Origin of the sequence: Lentzea albidocapillata subsp. violacea (genome assembly GCF_900100275.1) — a bacterium.
Taxonomy (GTDB): Bacteria; Actinomycetota; Actinomycetes; order Mycobacteriales; family Pseudonocardiaceae; genus Lentzea; species Lentzea violacea.
In genome coordinates, this window is the sequence record NZ_FNET01000001.1 from 529,886 (window position 1) to 545,472 (window position 15,587).

General features: G+C 69.8%; 15 protein-coding genes. 7 read left to right on the forward strand and 8 right to left on the reverse strand.

Annotated features, from left to right (window positions below):
• The 5 genes from BLR21_RS02105 to BLR21_RS02125 all read right to left on the reverse strand — a co-directional run bounded on the left by BLR21_RS02105 (position 1) and on the right by BLR21_RS02125 (position 5,317).
• Positions 1-768: a citryl-CoA lyase gene (locus BLR21_RS02105; RefSeq protein WP_090003909.1), complete on the reverse strand. Its 768-nt coding sequence runs from the start codon at positions 766-768 to the stop codon at positions 1-3.
• Positions 755-1,891, reverse strand: coding sequence for a CaiB/BaiF CoA transferase family protein (locus BLR21_RS02110; protein ID WP_090003910.1), 1,137 nt, complete (start codon positions 1,889-1,891; stop codon positions 755-757). The genes BLR21_RS02105 and BLR21_RS02110 overlap by 14 nt, the downstream gene beginning before the upstream one ends.
• Positions 1,891-3,309: an amidohydrolase family protein gene (locus BLR21_RS02115; protein WP_090003911.1), complete on the reverse strand. Its 1,419-nt coding sequence runs from the start codon at positions 3,307-3,309 to the stop codon at positions 1,891-1,893. The genes BLR21_RS02110 and BLR21_RS02115 overlap by 1 nt, the downstream gene beginning before the upstream one ends.
• Before the next feature lie 74 nt (positions 3,310-3,383).
• Entirely contained in the window at positions 3,384-4,190 is an 807-nt protein-coding gene (locus BLR21_RS02120; RefSeq protein ID WP_090003912.1) for an IclR family transcriptional regulator domain-containing protein, read from the reverse strand.
• Positions 4,191-4,345: 155 nt separating this feature from the next.
• Positions 4,346-5,317 (reverse strand): TerC/Alx family metal homeostasis membrane protein, encoded by a 972-nt coding sequence (locus BLR21_RS02125; RefSeq protein ID WP_256334387.1) that lies wholly within the window; start codon positions 5,315-5,317, stop codon positions 4,346-4,348.
• A gap of 205 nt (positions 5,318-5,522) precedes the next feature.
• Between BLR21_RS02125 and BLR21_RS02130 the strand changes: the two genes are divergently transcribed.
• The 4 genes from BLR21_RS02130 to BLR21_RS02145 are packed head-to-tail and all read left to right on the forward strand — an operon-like array spanning position 5,523 to position 9,181.
• Positions 5,523-6,569 carry a MerR family transcriptional regulator gene (locus BLR21_RS02130; protein ID WP_256334388.1) on the forward strand — a complete coding sequence of 349 codons (1,047 nt, stop codon included), beginning with the start codon at positions 5,523-5,525 and terminating at the stop codon, positions 6,567-6,569.
• A gap of 10 nt (positions 6,570-6,579) precedes the next feature.
• Positions 6,580-7,407, forward strand: coding sequence for a CPBP family intramembrane glutamic endopeptidase (locus BLR21_RS02135; RefSeq protein ID WP_090003915.1), 828 nt, complete (start codon positions 6,580-6,582; stop codon positions 7,405-7,407).
• Positions 7,404-8,528, forward strand: a complete 1,125-nt coding sequence (locus BLR21_RS02140) for a sensor histidine kinase (RefSeq protein WP_090003916.1) — start codon at positions 7,404-7,406, stop codon at positions 8,526-8,528. The genes BLR21_RS02135 and BLR21_RS02140 overlap by 4 nt, the downstream gene beginning before the upstream one ends.
• Complete coding sequence (locus tag BLR21_RS02145; protein ID WP_090003917.1) at positions 8,525-9,181, forward strand: response regulator; 657 nt, start codon at positions 8,525-8,527, stop codon at positions 9,179-9,181. The genes BLR21_RS02140 and BLR21_RS02145 overlap by 4 nt, the downstream gene beginning before the upstream one ends.
• A gap of 31 nt (positions 9,182-9,212) precedes the next feature.
• Here the strand turns inward: BLR21_RS02145 and BLR21_RS02150 are convergent, their stop codons facing one another.
• A complete protein-coding gene (locus BLR21_RS02150) occupies positions 9,213-10,355 on the reverse strand; it encodes a PucR-like N-terminal domain-containing protein (protein ID WP_090003918.1) in 1,143 nt (380 codons plus the stop codon).
• An 86-nt stretch (positions 10,356-10,441) separates the two neighbouring features.
• On the opposite strand from BLR21_RS02150, the gene BLR21_RS02155 reads away from it, so the two are divergent.
• The 3 genes from BLR21_RS02155 to BLR21_RS02165 all read left to right on the forward strand — a co-directional run bounded on the left by BLR21_RS02155 (position 10,442) and on the right by BLR21_RS02165 (position 14,607).
• On the forward strand, positions 10,442-11,509 hold the full coding sequence (locus BLR21_RS02155; protein WP_090003919.1) for a ferredoxin reductase: 1,068 nt from the start codon (positions 10,442-10,444) through the stop codon (positions 11,507-11,509).
• A gap of 79 nt (positions 11,510-11,588) precedes the next feature.
• Positions 11,589-12,707, forward strand: coding sequence for a fatty acid desaturase family protein (locus BLR21_RS02160; RefSeq protein ID WP_090003920.1), 1,119 nt, complete (start codon positions 11,589-11,591; stop codon positions 12,705-12,707).
• A 118-nt stretch (positions 12,708-12,825) separates the two neighbouring features.
• A complete protein-coding gene (locus BLR21_RS02165) occupies positions 12,826-14,607 on the forward strand; it encodes a CocE/NonD family hydrolase (RefSeq protein ID WP_090003921.1) in 1,782 nt (593 codons plus the stop codon).
• 86 nt (positions 14,608-14,693) lie between these two features.
• On the opposite strand, the gene BLR21_RS02170 is transcribed toward BLR21_RS02165, so the two are convergent.
• Both BLR21_RS02170 and BLR21_RS02175 read right to left on the reverse strand, forming a co-directional pair.
• On the reverse strand, positions 14,694-15,203 hold the full coding sequence (locus BLR21_RS02170) for a YceI family protein (RefSeq protein WP_090003922.1): 510 nt from the start codon (positions 15,201-15,203) through the stop codon (positions 14,694-14,696).
• Positions 15,200-15,520, reverse strand: coding sequence for a hypothetical protein (locus BLR21_RS02175; protein ID WP_090003923.1), 321 nt, complete (start codon positions 15,518-15,520; stop codon positions 15,200-15,202). Before BLR21_RS02175 ends, BLR21_RS02170 begins: the two co-directional genes overlap by 4 nt.
• Positions 15,521-15,587 lie beyond the last annotated feature (67 nt).

A 15,587-nucleotide genomic window follows, 5' to 3' on the forward strand; every position in this document is an offset into this window, starting at 1 on the left:
TCACTCCTCGACAGGCGCGACAGACCTGGTGTTTGTGTCGACGGAAAGAAAGATCTGGTTGGCGACGGGGTTGCGCAGCTCCTCGGCGAGCTGCCCGATCAGTCCGGCGGTACGGGCCAGCAACGCGAAGCCCCGCAACAACTCCAGCGGCAGGCCGAGGTCGGCAAGCACCGCGCCGCACGTGCCGGCGCCGTTGAGCGGCAACGTCTTCCCGAGCACCTGCGGATGAACGCGCCCGATCGCGGCGAACAGCGAGAGGTGCGGCCCGACCAGGCCTTCCTCCTCGGCGATCTCGAACAGGCGTGGCGTGCGGGGGTCGCCGTTCTTGTGCACGTGGTGCCCGAGTCCGGGAATGCGTGCCTTCCCTTGCGCCCGAACGGTTTCCAGCGCGAGGGCGTCCCAGTCCTCGCGGGGTGCGTGAGCGCTGACCACGGAGTTGAGGAACCGGCCGGCGTCTTCGGTGACGCCGAGGAACCGCGAACCGCCGCCGAGCAGTCCCGCCGCCAGCGCGCCCTGCACGGAGTCCGGGGCGGACAGGAAGGTCAGGCGGCTGACGATGGCGGTCGGCGTGAACCCGTGGTCGGCGAGGGCGGCCAGCACCGCCTCGAACAGCCGCGTCTCGCCAGGGCTCGGCCTGCGCTGGGTGGCGAGCCAGAACGCCAGCTCACCGAACCCGACGGTGCCCATCACGTCCCGCGCGAGGTCCTGCCCCAGCAACGTGATGGTGTCGGGCGTGGACGCGCCGAGCGCCGTTTCATAGACCGTCACGGTCCTCCTTCAGCCACGTGCGCAGCTCCTCGCCGTGCTCGTCCAGTTCGGGCGGCGGCAGCCGGTAGACCGCCGGTGTCTCCGAGAAGCGGATCGGGTGCCGGGTCGTCGGCACGTCCCCGACCACCACGACGGGGTCGAGCCCGAACCGTTCGGCCATCGCGAACCCGCCGTCGATCGTGTTGATCGGCCCGCACGGCACGCCGGCCGCCACGAGCAGGTCGAACCACTCGACGGCGCCACGGGCTCGCAACCGTTCCACCAGGATCGGCCGCAGCTCCTCGCGGTTGCGGGTGCGGTCGGCGTTGCGGGCGAACCGCGGGTCGTCCGGCACCTCGGACAGCCCCAGGACCTCGCACAGGCGCCGGAACTGGCCGTCGTTGGCCGCCGCGACGATCAGGTCGTTGTCGGCGGTCGGCAACGGCTCGTAGGGGAACACGCTGGGGTGTGCGTTGCCCATCCGGAACGGCACGACGTCGCCCGCCACGAACGCCGAGCTGTGGTTCACCAGCCCCGTCAGCGCCGATGACAGCAGGTTCACCTCGACGAGCTGGCCCTGCCCCGTCGAGTCGCGGTGGCGCAGCGCGGCGAGGATGCCGATCACGGCGTGGTTGCCCGCCATCACGTCGAACACCGAGATGCCCGCGCGGTACGGCGGCCCGTCCGGATCACCGGTCAGGCTCATCAGCCCGGAGATCGCCTGCACCATCAGGTCGTAGCCGGGAACGTGCCTGCCCTCCCCGGAACCGAAACCCGTGATCGACGCGTAGATCACGCGCGGGTTCGAGGCGCTGACCGACGCGTGGTCGAGCCCGTACTTGGCCAGGCCGCCGGGCTTGAAGTTCTCGATCACCACGTCCGCGCGCCGGGCGAGTTCCCGGCCCAGCACGGCGTCGTCCTCGGAGCGCAGGTCGAGAGCGATCGACCGCTTGCCGCGGTTGACACCCAAGTAGTAGGTCGAGACGTCGTCGCGGACGGGCGGCATCCACGTGCGGGTCTCGTCGCCGGCCGGTCCCTCGACCTTGACGACCGTGGCGCCCATGTCGGCCAGCAGCATCGTCGCGTACGGGCCCGCGAGCACGCGCGAGAAGTCGGCGACGAGCAGGCCTTCGAGAGGGCCCATCAGACGGACGTCCGGGTGTCGCCGCGGTACTCGGTGTAGGTGTAGGGGTTGTCCAGCACCTTCGATTCCGGGATGTCGGGGTTCATGCCCTTCGCCCACGCCTCCTCGCCGAGTTGCGTCCGCAGGTGGTCCACGGTGTTCGACACCTGGCTGCGGATGGAGCCGAGGTCGACGCCGACGAGCCTGTGGTCGCGCTTCACGATCCGGCCGTCGACGAGCACGGTGTCCACATCGGACCGTTGGGCCTGGAACGCCACGTGCCCGTACGGGTTGAGGATCGGGAACATCGCGGGGGAGTTCTCGTTGCGCAGCAACACGATGTCGGCCTTCTTGCCGACTTCGAGGCTGCCGAGGTCGGCGGCGCGTCCCAACGCCCGCGCACCACCCATCGTCGCCCACTCCACGACCTGCTCGGCCCGCAACGACGAGTGCGTGACGGTGTCGTTGTTGCCGTGCGCGGCCATGTGCTCGCGGGCCCGGTCGGCTCCCAGCGTCGCGCGCATCGCGGAGAACAGGTCGCCGCTCCACCACACCGACGTGTCCATCGACAGCGACACCGGGATGCCGTGCTCGCGGATCGCCCAGGTGGGCGGGTAGCCCTGACCGGCGCTCTGCTCGCTCTCGGTCGACACGGAGATCGAGCCGCCGGTCGCCGCGATGCGGTGGTAGGAGTCGGTGGACAACGTCGCCGCGTGCACGTAGATCGACTGCGGCGTCATGAACCCGTTGTCGTACATCAGCCTGATGCCGTCGTCGTTCGTCGCGCCCCACACGCCCGCGTGCGTCGTGACGGGGACGCCGAGCTCCCGTGCGACCTCGAAGGCGGCCTTCTCGGGGAACGACGGGTCACCGGTCACGTCGAACGCGAGCTGGAAGCCCAGCATGTCGTCGCCGGTGATGCGGCGGGAGACGAAGTCCCGGAACGCGGGTGTGGCGGTCCAGGAGGCGGGGCTGTCCTGGATGTTGCCGTAGGCCAGCACGAACCGGCCGGGCACCGCCCGCAGCGCGTCGACGGCGGCGTCGGCGTGCTCGGTGGTCTGCAGGCCGTGCGACCAGTCGACGGTCGTGGTGACGCCGGCGTCGAGGGCCTCGGCCGCACCCAGGAGGTTGCCGGCGTGGATGTCCTGCGGCCGGAACACCTTGCCCCACTCCAGGTAGTACCAGACGAAGTACTGCGTGAGCGTCCAGTCCGCGCCGTAGCCGCGCATCGCGGTCTGCCACAGGTGCCGGTGCGTGTCGATCATGCCCGGCATGACGATGCCGTTCGTGGCGTCGACCTCGACGGTCCCCTCCGGCACCTCCAGCCGCGGCCCGATCGCGGCGATCCGGTCGCCGGCGACCAGGACGTCGTGGTCGACGAGCGGCGGGCGGCCGTCCATGGTCAGGACAGTGCCGTTTCTCAGCACGACGGAACTCATCGGGAACTCCCTTGACCGTCTGGCGGACAGGTGTCCGTTGAATCGTCAACCTTCGACGGCCGCTGGTCAACCCCTCAGGACGCGACGACCTCGTGCGGCACCGTGCCGAGCCGGGCGAAGTCGGCGCTGATCTCGCCCGCGACCTGCAACAGGAGGGGCAGGTGGTGCTCCACCATGTGCTCGACCGAGGTCTCGGACGCGTGGCAGTTGACGTTGATCCCGGCCACGACCCTGCCGCTCCCGTCGCGCAACGGCGCCGCGACCGACCGGATGCCCAGCGCGAGCTGCTGGTCGGTCAGCGCCCACCCGCGTGCCCGGACGTCCCGCAGCTCGGCGTCCCGCTCGGCCGCGTCCGGCTGCCAGCGCGACGTCAGGCCCGACCGGGTCGGCTGCGCGAGCACGGCCTCCAGCTCGTCCGGTGCCAGGGCGGCGAGCTGCACCTTCCCCAGCGAGGTCGGCAAAGCCGGGAACCGCGTGCCGATCTGCACGGACAGCGTGACGATCTTCGGCACGGCGACCCGCGCGACGTAGATGATGTCCGGCCCGTCGAGCTGTGCGATCGACACCGACTCGTTGGTGCGGGCGCACAGCCGTTCCATGTGCGGGCGGGCCACGTCCCACAGGCCCATCGACCGCACGTACGCGACGCCGAGGTCGAGCACTCGCGGCGTGAGCGCGAAACCGGACTCGCTCTGCCGCACGTACCCGAGCTCGGCGAGCGTGAGCAGGATGCGGCGCGTGGTCGGCCGCGCCAGCCCGGTGGCCGAGGCGACCTCGCTGAGCGTCATCACCGGGCGCAACGGCCGGAACGCGCGGATCACGTCCAGGCCGCGGGCGAGCGCCTCGATGAAGTCGGGGCCGGTGTCAGGGCGAGCAGGCATGCGCCCACAATATCGGACACGTGTCCGTTTGGTCGTGAGCGAACCTACGGCCTGGAGACCAGGGCCGCGCACGCGACCACCAGCGCCGTCAGCACGAGCAGCGTCACGCTGACGTCGACGAGGAAGTCGATCAGGCGCGCGGTGACCATCGGGGATCAGTCCACATTGGCTTCTTCCTTGCGACGAGAACGAAGGCTGGTCATCGTGACGACGCCCAGCGTCGCCACGATCACGGCCAGCGAGACCGGGGTGGGGATCGTCGGCACGGCCGGCCACACGCCGTGCGCCCAGTGCAGCACCAGCTTCACCCCGATGAACGCCAGGATGATCGCCAGGCCGTGGTTGAGGTGCACGAGCTTGGCGAGCGCCGAGTGCAGCACGAAGTAGAGCGCGCGCAGGCCGAGCAATGCGAACGCGTTGGTGGTGAACACGAGGTACGGGTCCTCGGTGATGCCGTACACCGCCGGCACCGAGTCGATCGCGAACACGACGTCGGTCGCGAAGATCGCCACCACCACGATCGCGAGCGGGGTGAGCGCCCTGCGCCCGTTCTCGCGGACGGTCATCCGGGTGCCGCGGTAGTCGTCGGTAACCGGCATCAGCCTGCGCAACAGCCGCACCGACCGCATGTTCGAGGTGTCCTTCGCGGCCGGTTCACCGGCGAGGGCCGCATGCAGGATCTTCAGTGCCGAGGCGAACAGGATCAGCCCGAACACGAGGAACGCCCAGGTCCCGGCCGACAGCATCGCGGCGCCGGCCGCGATGAAGATGCCGCGCAGCACCAATGCGCCGACGATGCCGTAGAGCAGCACGCGCTGCTGGATCTGCGACGGCACGCTGAACGCCGCGAGCAGGAGCATGAAGACGAACAGGTTGTCCACCGAGAGGGACTTCTCCACCACGTACCCGGTGACGAACTCCAGCGACTGGCCGCTGCCGAACTCGAACCACAGCCAGAGCCCGAACACCAGGGGCAGCGTGAGGTAGAAGACCGACCAGCCCGCCGCCTCCCGCATGGACACCTCGTGCGGGCGGCGAGTGACCAGGAAGTCGACCACCAGCAGGGCGAGCAGCGCCGCGATGCTCAGAAACCACAGACCGGGCGACGCCACGGATTCGACGGGCACGGAACCTCCTCGAACATGATCGTTCGAGGTCTCCTTCACCCGGTGCGGGTGGTCTCCCGAGGACATCTAGGGGTGTCCGTACTGACCGGGCAGACGCTTGGGAAGTACTCCCCTCGTGAGAAGCATAGGTAAAGAGTTGGTAATGCTCAAGTAAGTCATCCGTATGGGTTGCATCTCAAGCCACTTGAGGTTCGATAGTGGCCTCATGAACGACACCAGGCGGTACGCGATCGGAGAGGTGGCGCGCCGGACGGGGCTGAGCGTCAGCGCCATCCGGTTCTACTCCGACGAGGGGATCGTGGTCCCCGCCGAGGTCACCGCGGCCGGGCACCGGCTCTACGACGTCCACGCGATCGCCCGGCTGGAGTTCGTCCGCACGTTGCGCGACCTGGACGCGGGCCTGGACGACATCCGCCACCTGCTGGAGGGACGGATGACGTTGTCGGACCTCGCGACCGCCCACCTGTCCCGGCTGGACGACCAGGCCCGCCGCATCCGCTCCAGGAAGGCCGTGCTGCGGACGATCGCCCGGCAGCACACCGAGGCCGAGCAGGTGGTGCTGATGCACAAGCTCGCCGGGATGTCCGACGACGACCGCGACCGGTTGATCGACGACTTCTGGAACGAGATCACCGAAGGCCTCGAAGTCAGCTCCGCCTTCGTCGGCCTCATGCGCAAGGAACGGCTGGTCCTGCCGGACGAGCCGGCCACCGAGCAACTGGAGGCGTGGATCGAGCTGGCGAACCTCCTGCAGGACGCGGACTTCCGCCGCGAGGTGGGCGAGGCGCTGCGCGAGACCTTCTCCGCGCCCGGCGCCGAGGTGATGACGTCGGCGGAGATGGTGGGCGCGTTCGAACGGGGCGGCGCGATCCTGGTGCGGGCGCAGGAGGCGCAGCGGGCCGGCGCGCCGGCGGACTCACCACTCGGGCGTGAGATCGCCGGTCTCTACACCGCTTACCTCGGGGAGATCTCAGAGACCCCGGACAGCAGGGAGTTCCGCGAGAAGCTCGCGGCCGACGTGCTCGACATCGAGCGGCTGCACCTGGAGTCGATCGAGGAGGCGGCCGCGCCGGCCGATCCCTACACCCGGTACCAGTCGCTGGTGGCGATCATCGACGGGACCGCGCAGGAGGCCGCCGACTTCATGCCGTTCGCCTGGCTGTCCGCGGCGCTGAACGCTTCTGTGTCCCCCGAGCGAGCTACACGCGAATGTCCACCGCACGGTGACGTTCCCGAGGCGCGAAATCCCTAACGTTCCGGTCATGCGATTTCTGAAGCAGTTTCTCCTGATCGCGGCCGTCACGTTCGCGGGTGGCACCGGCGTGCAAGCGTTGGGGTGGAACGCGCCGCTCACGCTGGTAGCCGGCGTCGCCGCGGCGGCGCTGGCACTGGCGGCCTACGCCTGGGTGGTGCGCAGGACCGAACGCCGGGAGCCCACCGAGGTCTCGTTGAAGATCGCCCCGGGCGCTCTGGGCCGTGGTGTCCTCGTCGGACTTGCGATGTTCGGTGCGGTGATCCTGAACATCACCTTCCTCGGCGGTTACGAGGTGCGCGGCTGGGGTTCGGTGTCCGGCATGATCGCGATCTTCGGGTTCATGGTCGCCGTCGCGGTGACCGAGGAGCTGATGTACCGCGGCGTCCTGTTCCGCATCATCGAGGAGCGCCTCGGCACGTGGCTCTCGCTGGTCCTGAGTGGACTGGTGTTCGGCTTCGCCCACATCTTCAACCCGAACGCCACGGTGTGGAGCTCGCTCGCCATCGCGATCGAGGCAGGGCTCATGCTCGGCGCCGCCTACGTGGCCACGCGCAACCTGTGGGTGCCGATCGGGGTGCACTTCGCGTGGAACTTCGCCCAGGGCGGCATCTTCAGCACGAGTGTGTCCGGTCAGGACGCGCCGCAGGGGCTGCTGGACGGCGTCACGTCCGGTCCCGCGCTCGTCACCGGAGGGAACTTCGGGCCGGAGGCGAGCGTGTACTCGGTGCTGGCCGGTCTGGTCGTCACGGCGGCGTTCCTGTGGCTGGCGAAGCGCCGCGGCACCATCATGCCGCGCCGTGGCCGTACTGCGCCGGCCGCTACTCTCGCCGCGTGATCAGCCTTCAGCGGTGGCGCGTCCTGGACATTCGCGTCCAGGACGCGCCACTGGCGTTGCTGCTCGCGCTGGGGTCCCTGGTGCCCGCGCTGCACGACAAGGGCACCCAGCTCGGCGGGCTGCCGAACCGGCCTTTCGACGCTCTCGCGATCGCGGTGATCGCGTTCGAGTGCCTGCCGCTGGTCGTCCGCCGGAAGTGGCCCCTCGTCTGCCTGGTACTGGTGTCGGTCGCGTTCGCCGTCGACCAGCTGCGCGGCTACCACACCGTCGCCGGCACGGCCCTGCCGATCGCGTTGATCAGCGCCGGGCTGCACCTGTCGCACCACCGGCGCGGCACCGTGATCGCGCTCTCCGCCGGGTATGCCGGGTTGTCCGTCGCGCTGGATCTGAACGGGGCCACGGAGGGCGTGGCCGGGTTCGTCACGTTCTACCTGGCACTGGCCGCCACGTGGGCGATCGGCGCGTGGCTGCGGCTCTCGCGCACTGCCGAGGAGGAACGCCGCCGGCACGTCGCCGTGACGACCCGTGTCGCGGAACGGACGTTGATTGCCCGCGAGCTCCACGACGTGGTGACCCACCACGTGACCGCGATGGTGGTGCAGGCGGAGGCCGCGCGGTACCTGACCGCGGCTCCCGACCGGCTGGACCAGACTTTGCAGGCGATCACCGACACCGGCCGGCGGTCGCTGACCGACCTGCGGCACCTGCTCGACCTGCTCAATCCCGACCACAGCACGGAAACGCTCGGGGACCTGCGCACGCTCGTCGAGCAGACCCGGCTGGCCGGGCAGCCCGTGGAGTTCGCGGAGGAAGGCGAGGCGACGCGGGACGCGGGCAGCGCCGAGGCCGTCGCGTACCGGGTCGTGCAGGAGGCGTTGACGAACGCGTTGAAGTACGCGCACGGCAACCCGACGAACGTGCACGTGCGTTACGGCGAAAGGGAAATCACCGTGGAGGTCGGTACCGAGGGCGCGAAGTCGTCCACACCGGTCGGAGGCAGCGGCCGCGGCCTGGCCGGACTGCGCGAGCGCGTCGACGTGCTGGGCGGCGAGTTCTCGGCGGGACAATGCGACGGCGGTTTCGTGGTCAGGGCGCGCATTCCCGCGGGGAACCCGGCGTGACCGCACCGGTTCGTGTGCTGGTGTGCGACGACCAGGCGCTCATCCGCACCGGGTTCGCCACGATCATCGACGCACAGCCGGACCTCGAGATCGTGGGGGAGTGCGGGGACGGTCGCGCGGCGGTCGACCTCGCCCGCAGGCTCAACCCCGACGTCGTCGTGATGGACGTGCGCATGCCGGTGCTCGACGGCATCGGGGCGACCCGGCTGCTGGCGGGCGCCGGCGTCCCCGACCCGGTCAAGGTCCTCGTGGTCACGACGTTCAACCTCGACGAGTACGTCTACGAGGCGCTGCGGGCTGGCGCGAGCGGGTTCCTGCTCAAGGACGCGCCACCGGCCCAGCTGCTGCAGGGCATCCGGACCGTGGCGAGCGGTGCCGCCCTGCTCGCGCCGGAGGTCACCCGGCAGCTCGTCGGCAGGTTCGCGGCGCGCATCCGGCCCGCCGAGGAGGTCGCGCAGACCCAGTTGGCGCCGCGTGAGCTCGAAGTGCTCCGGCTGATCGCCGAGGGCCTGTCGAACAGCGAGATCGCCGCCGCCCTGGTCATCAGCCAGGAGACGGTGAAGACGTACGTGTCGCGCATCCTCACCAAGCTCGACCTGCGTGACCGGGTCCAGGCCGTCGTCTACGCCTACCGCCGCGGCCTGGTTACCTAGATCTGCTCGATAGCTTCAGTGTTGACCAAAATCAGCCTTGTACAGGCAGACCCACCGCCAGCGTCAGCTCCAAAACCCGCTGCGGAGACCCGAGGTCCGGAAACAGGTCCCGGAGCTGCCCCATCCGGTACCGGACGGTCTGCGGGTGCACGAACAGGGCGGCGGCCACCTCCTCGCGCCGGCCGTGGTGCAGCAACCAGGCACGCAGCGTCTCCTCGAGCCGCCGGGCCGTGGTGGCCGGCAACGCCAGCAGGGGTGCCAGGGCGCGGGCGCGCAGGTCGGCGTACGCGTCGGGGTCCGCGCTCAGCACGAGGGCGGCGAGGTGCTCCTCGGTGTCGCGGATGTCGGGGGAGAGGGAGTGCGCGCGTACGGCCCGTGCGTACGAGTCGGAGGCACGCATCCATGGACGCGCCGGCCCGACGACGGCGTTGCGGTGGCTGAGCTGTCGCAGCAGGTGGGCGCGGTCGGCGTCGGGCACGAACAGGACGCCGTTCGAGTCCGGCAGGTCGTCCAGGACGAGGGTGCCGGGGTCGAGCGAGCGGTAGGCGGGACGGGCCTGGAACGCGGGGAGCAGGACCACGGTCAGGGTGGCCGGCGGCTGCCAGGCGGCGCGTCCGGCGTCGGCCAGCAGGACCTCGGCGCTCGCGCCGGCCAGCAGGTCGCGGGCCAGTTGTTCGAGGTGGCGTTCGTGGGCGAGGCCTCGCGCCGCCAGTTCGTCGGCGTGGCCCGCGGCGCTGGCGGCGGACAGTTCGTCGATGTACGCGAAGGTCAGTTCGGCGAACTTCGCGACCTCCGCGGCGGGCAGACCCGCTGGTACGGCGCCTGCGGCCAGGCCTCGCCAGGCCACCCGGGCGCCGACGCGGTACGCGCTGAGCAGCGCGTCCATCGAACGGCCGTCGCGCACCTCGCCGCGGCCGAGTTCGTAGGCCGCGTCGCTGGCGTCACCGCCCCCGCCGGTGCCGCTTGCGAGGTCCAAGTACAGTCCGAGCGCCGTGCGAACGGCACGGCGGATGGTGCCGCCCATGCGTCCGGAAAGTGCGTTGGCGTAGCTCGGCACCTCGGTGATGATGGCGCGGACTACCTCGTCGGCCGTCGGCCTCAGGACCGCCCGCAACGCGGTCACGGTCTTCTCATCGAGGGCCAGTTCGGTGGCCCTCCTCATTGCGTGAGTCACGATTTGTTCCCTGCGAACAATCCAGCCGGGCAGATTCACGTCCTACGGACAGGACTTTACGCCCTGGGGCGCATCAAGCTGGAGTCATGACGAGTGCCGCCCTCCGCAGCAGGGCGTGGAAACTGCTAGAGCTGGTCACGACGCCGCTGCTGCCGTCCGACTACCTCGACCTGGTGAGCCCCCTTCGAGCCGGTGCCGACCTGCGCGGACGCATCGAGGCCGTACACCGCGAGACAGCCGATGCCGCGACGATCGTGATCAAGCCCGGCAAGGGCTGGCGCGGTCACGTCGCAGGTCAGTACATCCGCGTCGGGATCGACGTCGACGGCGTGCGCCTGTGGCGTGCGTACTCGGTGACGTCGCCGACCAACCGCGCGGACGGCCGCATCACGATCACCGTGAAGGCCATCCCCGACGGCAAGGTCAGCAACCACCTGGTCCGCAAGGCGAAGCCCGGCACGGTCATCCAGCTCGACCAGGCCACCGGCGAGTTCGTCCTGCCCGCGGCCAGGCCCGCCAAGGTGCTCTACCTGACGGCCGGCAGCGGCATCACGCCCGTGATGGGCATGCTGCGCGACTCGAGGCTCGCCGACGTCGTGATGGTGCACTCCGCGCCGCGCAAGGAAGACGTGATCTTCCGCAACGACCTGCACGACCTGGTCGCCGACAAGGCGCTGAAGCTGGTCGAGCTGCACACCGACACCGACGGCATGCTCGACCTCGCCGAGCTGGAGAAGCTCGTGCCCGACTGGGCCGAGCGCGAGACCTGGGCCTGTGGGCCGGCCGGTCTGCTCGACGCCGCCGAGGCGCACTGGGCGGAGCACGGCGCCGCCGAACGCCTGCACACCGAACGCTTCCGGCCGACCGTGGTCGTGGCCGGCGAGGGTGGCGAGGTCACGTTCGGCAAGACCGGCAAGACCGTCGAGGCCGACGGCGCCACGCCGCTGCTGAACGTCGGCGAGGAGGCCGGCGTGCTGATGCCGTCCGGCTGCCGCATGGGCATCTGCTTCGGCTGCGTCACGCCGCTGAAGTCCGGCGCGGTGCGGGACCTGCGCACCGGCGAGATCACCGAGGCCGAGGACAGTCCCACCGCCCACGTGCTCGTCCAGACCTGCGTGTCCGCCGCTGCGGGCCCCTGCGAACTCGAACGCTAGCCCGCGCCCACCACAGACGTTCAGTCCTCCCCCCGCGAAGTGGCCCACCCCAGCCACTGCTCCCCGGAAAGCGAGTTCCATGACCGCCATCGATCCCACCGCCCACCTGACCGACGAGCAGATCGAGGAGCTCGGCCGCGAACTCGACGCGATTCGCGACGAGGTGATCGCGAGCCGTGGCGAGAAGGACGCCGCCTACATCCGCAAGGTCATCTCGGTGCAGCGCAAGCTGGAGCTGACCAGCCGGGGCATCCTGCTGTTCTCGCTCTTCCCGCCGGCGTGGATCATCGGTACCGCCGGTCTGTCCGTGGCGAAGATCATGGACAACATGGAGATCGGGCACAACATCCTGCACGGCCAGTGGGACTGGATGCGCGACCCGAAGATCCACTCCACCACCTGGGAGTGGGACCACGTCTCGCCGGCCGAGCAGTGGAAGCACTCGCACAACGAGCTGCACCACACGTACACCAACGTGATCGGCAAGGACAACGACCTCGGCTACGGCATCATGCGCGTGGACGAGGACCAGAAGTGGCACCCGATGCACCTGGGCCAGCCGCTGTGGAACTTCATCAACGCGTGCTTCTTCGAGTACGGCATCGCCGCGTACGACCTGGAGCTCGGCAAGAACCTGCACAAGCGCCGCCGCAACCGTCCCGAGTTCCGCGCGCGTGCCGCGGCCGTGGGCCGCAAGATCCGCAAGCAGGTGCTCAAGGACTACATCATCCACCCGCTGCTGTCGGGCCCGTCGTTCCTGACCACGCTTGCGGCGACGTTCACCGCGAACCTGATCCGCAACCTCTGGTCGCACTCGGTGATCATGTGCGGGCACTTCCCCGAGGGCGTGCAGACCTTCGAGCGCCGCTCGATCAAGGGCGAGACGCGCGGCCAGTGGTACCTGCGCCAGATGATGGGTTCCGCGAACATCAGCGGCAGCAAGGCCATGCACTTCATGACCGGCAACCTGTCGCACCAGATCGAGCACCACCTGTTCCCGGACCTGCCGAGCAACCGGTACGCCGAGGTCGCGGTCAAGGTGAAGGCGCTGTTCGAGAAGTACGAGCTGGACTACGTGACCGGCCCGCTGCCCAAGCAGGTCTTCTCGGCGTGGCACAAGGTGTTCCGCCTGTCGCTGCCGAACCGCAAGCCGAAGGTCAGGACGCGGGACCGGGACAAGGAACTGGTCGCCGCCTGAGACAGTCAATGGTTTAGATCTTTCGGCCGTACCGGCGACCGCCGGATTCGGTGAGATTCCTTCGTAGGGCCCGAGTTCCACCCCTGCTGCTTCATCGGGCCCTCCGACGGAGGAACTCATGCGAAGGGTCTACCTCGTCACGGCCACCCTGCTCATGGCCGCGACGATCTACACGCCTGCCTCGAACGCGGCTCCTGCCGCCGCGGCGATCACCGAGACCGTCTACGTCGAGTCCACGATCGACAGTGACGCGGACGGCAAGCTCGACCGGATCGCCGCCGACGTCATGCGGCCCGATACGGCCGGGCGAGTGCCGATCGTGATGGAGGCCAGCCCCTACTACGGGCTGGGTGCGGCGGCGGCGACGGCGACGAACGTGCCGCGCGGCTTCCGCCGCTGGTACGACGAGTACTTCGTGCCACGCGGCTACGCCGTCGTCGAGATGGAGATGCAAGGCACCTCCCGCTCGACCGGCTGCCCGACCACGGGCGGTCCCGAGGACACCGCGAGCGTCCGCGCGGTCGTCGACTGGCTCAACGGCCGCGCCAAGGCGTTCTACGCGGACGGCCGGGCGGCGGTCGCGAGCTGGAGCACCGGCAACGTCGGCATGCTCGGCGTCTCCTACAACGGCACGCTGCCCAACGCGGCGGCCGCGGCGAACATCCCCGGTGTGAAGACGATCGTGCCGATCGCCGCGATCTCCAGCTGGTACGAGTACGCCCGTGACCAGGGCATCGGCTACAAAGGCTGGGAGCGCAACTACCCGACGTTCCTCGCCAACTACGTCGTGAGTGCGGCGCAGAAGGCGAAGTGCAAGCCGGTGTTCGACAGGCTGTCCCGCGAGGACGGCGACGAGTCCTACGACTACACGTCGTTCTGGAAGGCCCGCGACTACCGGGTGGGCGCGCAGAACGTGTCCGCGTCGGTGTTCGCGGTGCACGGCCAGGCGGACTGGAACGTCAAGCCGTCGCAGTTCGGCCGCTGGTGGGAAGAGTTGGCGGACCGCAACGTGCCGCGCAAGATCTGGCTGCACCGGGGCGGGCACCTCGACCCGATCTCGTTCCGCCAAGCCGAGTGGCAGCGCGTCATGGGCCTGTGGATGGACCACTGGCTCAAGGGCGCGGACAACGGGATCATGAACGAGCCCATGGCCGACGTGCAGAAGTCCGACGGCAGCTGGGAACAGGCCGCCGCGTGGCCGCGACCGGACACGAAGGACACCACGCTGTACTTCGGTCCGGCGGCCGGCGGCATGTCCGGTTCGCTGACCACCGCACCGGTTCCCGGCGGCACGCAGACTCTGGGCGCGAACGCGAACATCAGCGAGGCGACCATGATGGCCAACCCGGAGACCGCGAGCACCCGCCGGCTGGCCTACGTGACGGCACCGCTGACGAAGGCCGCGCGGTTGTCCGGTGAGGTCAGCCTGACCGTCCGCATCGCGTCGAACCGGGCGTCGACGCCGCTCACCGCGTTGCTGGTGGACTACGGCCCGAGCACGCAGGCGGTGCTGTCCGAACGCAGTCCGCTGCAGCTGTCCACGGAGGTGTGCGGCAAGAACGACCTGCGGGACAGGACCGGCTGCGCGCGGCCGCCGGACGTGTCGATCCAGGCGGTCTCGGCGACGATGCTGACCAAGGGCGCCGTCGACGCCAAGAACCGGCTGTCGCTGGAGACCGCGACCCCGTTGCCCACCAACGGGTCCACCGCGGACGTCACCTGGAAGCTGCACGCCAGGGACGCGCTGATCCCAGCCGGGCACCGGATCGGGATCGTGCTCGTCACGAACCACAGCGCCTACATCACCGTGGACACGGCGGCGAGCGGTGTCTCGCTGAACGTGTCGCTGGGTGTCAGCAAGGTGGTGCTGCCGATCGTCGGCGGTGCGCTGAACAAGTGATGACGAGCCGGGGCCTGCGCACTTCACAGTGCGCAGGCCCCGGCGTCGTCAGTGTTCTGGCCGCCATCCCGGTCCGGCCCAGTCCTTCAGGCGGACTGAGCGATCACCGCGGTGACGGTGATGTCGACGTACCGGCCGATCAGAAATCCCGGCGCGCGGATGCCGAGCGTCCTGCGGTCCAGCCGTGCCGTCGCGGTCAGCACCGCCTCGCGGCCGTCCAGTGAGGACACCTCGACGGTCCCGCCGAGCTCGGTCTCGGTGCCCCTGGCGGCGAGCGTGCCGGTGACGTGCCAGCCGTTGCCCGCAGCCCTGGAGGACGTCGCGGTGAACGTCATCACGGGGTGCCGGTCGAGGTCGAGCAGGCCGGGTTTGCGCAGGTCCTGGTCGCGTTTGGCGATTCCGGTGTTGATGGCGCCGAGGTCCAGGGTGCCGTGCACGGCGAGCAACGCGCCGTCCGGGCCGATCTCGATGGTGCCCGCGGTGACGGGCACGGTGCCGTTCGCCCTGCGGCCGAGGTTGCCGACCTGGAACGACGCGGTGCTGCGGCTCAGGTCGGCCTGCCACACGCCGGCGGCGAGTGCCCGCGTGGCGGTCATGACCGCGCTCCGTCGTGCTCGAAGACCTCGAGGACCGGGTAGATCTCGACGCGGTCCGCGCCCCGCAGCAACGCCGGGTCCTCGCCGGGCAGCAGCGGCGTGCTCATGATCGCCTTCTGGGTGTCGATCAGCGCCTGCTCGGACTCGGCGATCGACAGCACGACCTCCGAGCCGTCGGTTCGGCGCAGCACGTAGGTCCTGATGTTGCCCGGCACCTTCATGGCCGCCGGCGCGATCCGCTGCTTCGCCGCGAAGTCCGCGGCGGCCAGCTGTTCGGGCCCGCGGGGCCCGTCGAAGTAGGTGAGCTGCGCGTACATGGTCGCCTCCTTTGGTGGTGCACCGAGTCTCTGCCCGTCCGGCGCGACACGGATCCGTGCCAGTACG

Coding starts and splice junctions, on each gene's coding strand:
- BLR21_RS02110 (WP_090003910.1), bottom strand. CDS start 1,891: ATGGGCCCTCTCGAAGGCCTGCTCGTCGCCGACTTCTCGCGCGTGCTC.
- BLR21_RS02115 (WP_090003911.1), bottom strand. CDS start 3,309: ATGAGTTCCGTCGTGCTGAGAAACGGCACTGTCCTGACCATGGACGGC.
- BLR21_RS02120 (WP_090003912.1), bottom strand. CDS start 4,190: ATGCCTGCTCGCCCTGACACCGGCCCCGACTTCATCGAGGCGCTCGCC.
- BLR21_RS02130 (WP_256334388.1), top strand. CDS start 5,523: ATGAACGACACCAGGCGGTACGCGATCGGAGAGGTGGCGCGCCGGACG.
- BLR21_RS02135 (WP_090003915.1), top strand. CDS start 6,580: ATGCGATTTCTGAAGCAGTTTCTCCTGATCGCGGCCGTCACGTTCGCG.
- BLR21_RS02155 (WP_090003919.1), top strand. CDS start 10,442: ATGACGAGTGCCGCCCTCCGCAGCAGGGCGTGGAAACTGCTAGAGCTG.
- BLR21_RS02160 (WP_090003920.1), top strand. CDS start 11,589: ATGACCGCCATCGATCCCACCGCCCACCTGACCGACGAGCAGATCGAG.
- BLR21_RS02165 (WP_090003921.1), top strand. CDS start 12,826: ATGCGAAGGGTCTACCTCGTCACGGCCACCCTGCTCATGGCCGCGACG.
- BLR21_RS02170 (WP_090003922.1), bottom strand. CDS start 15,203: ATGACCGCCACGCGGGCACTCGCCGCCGGCGTGTGGCAGGCCGACCTG.
- BLR21_RS02175 (WP_090003923.1), bottom strand. CDS start 15,520: ATGTACGCGCAGCTCACCTACTTCGACGGGCCCCGCGGGCCCGAACAG.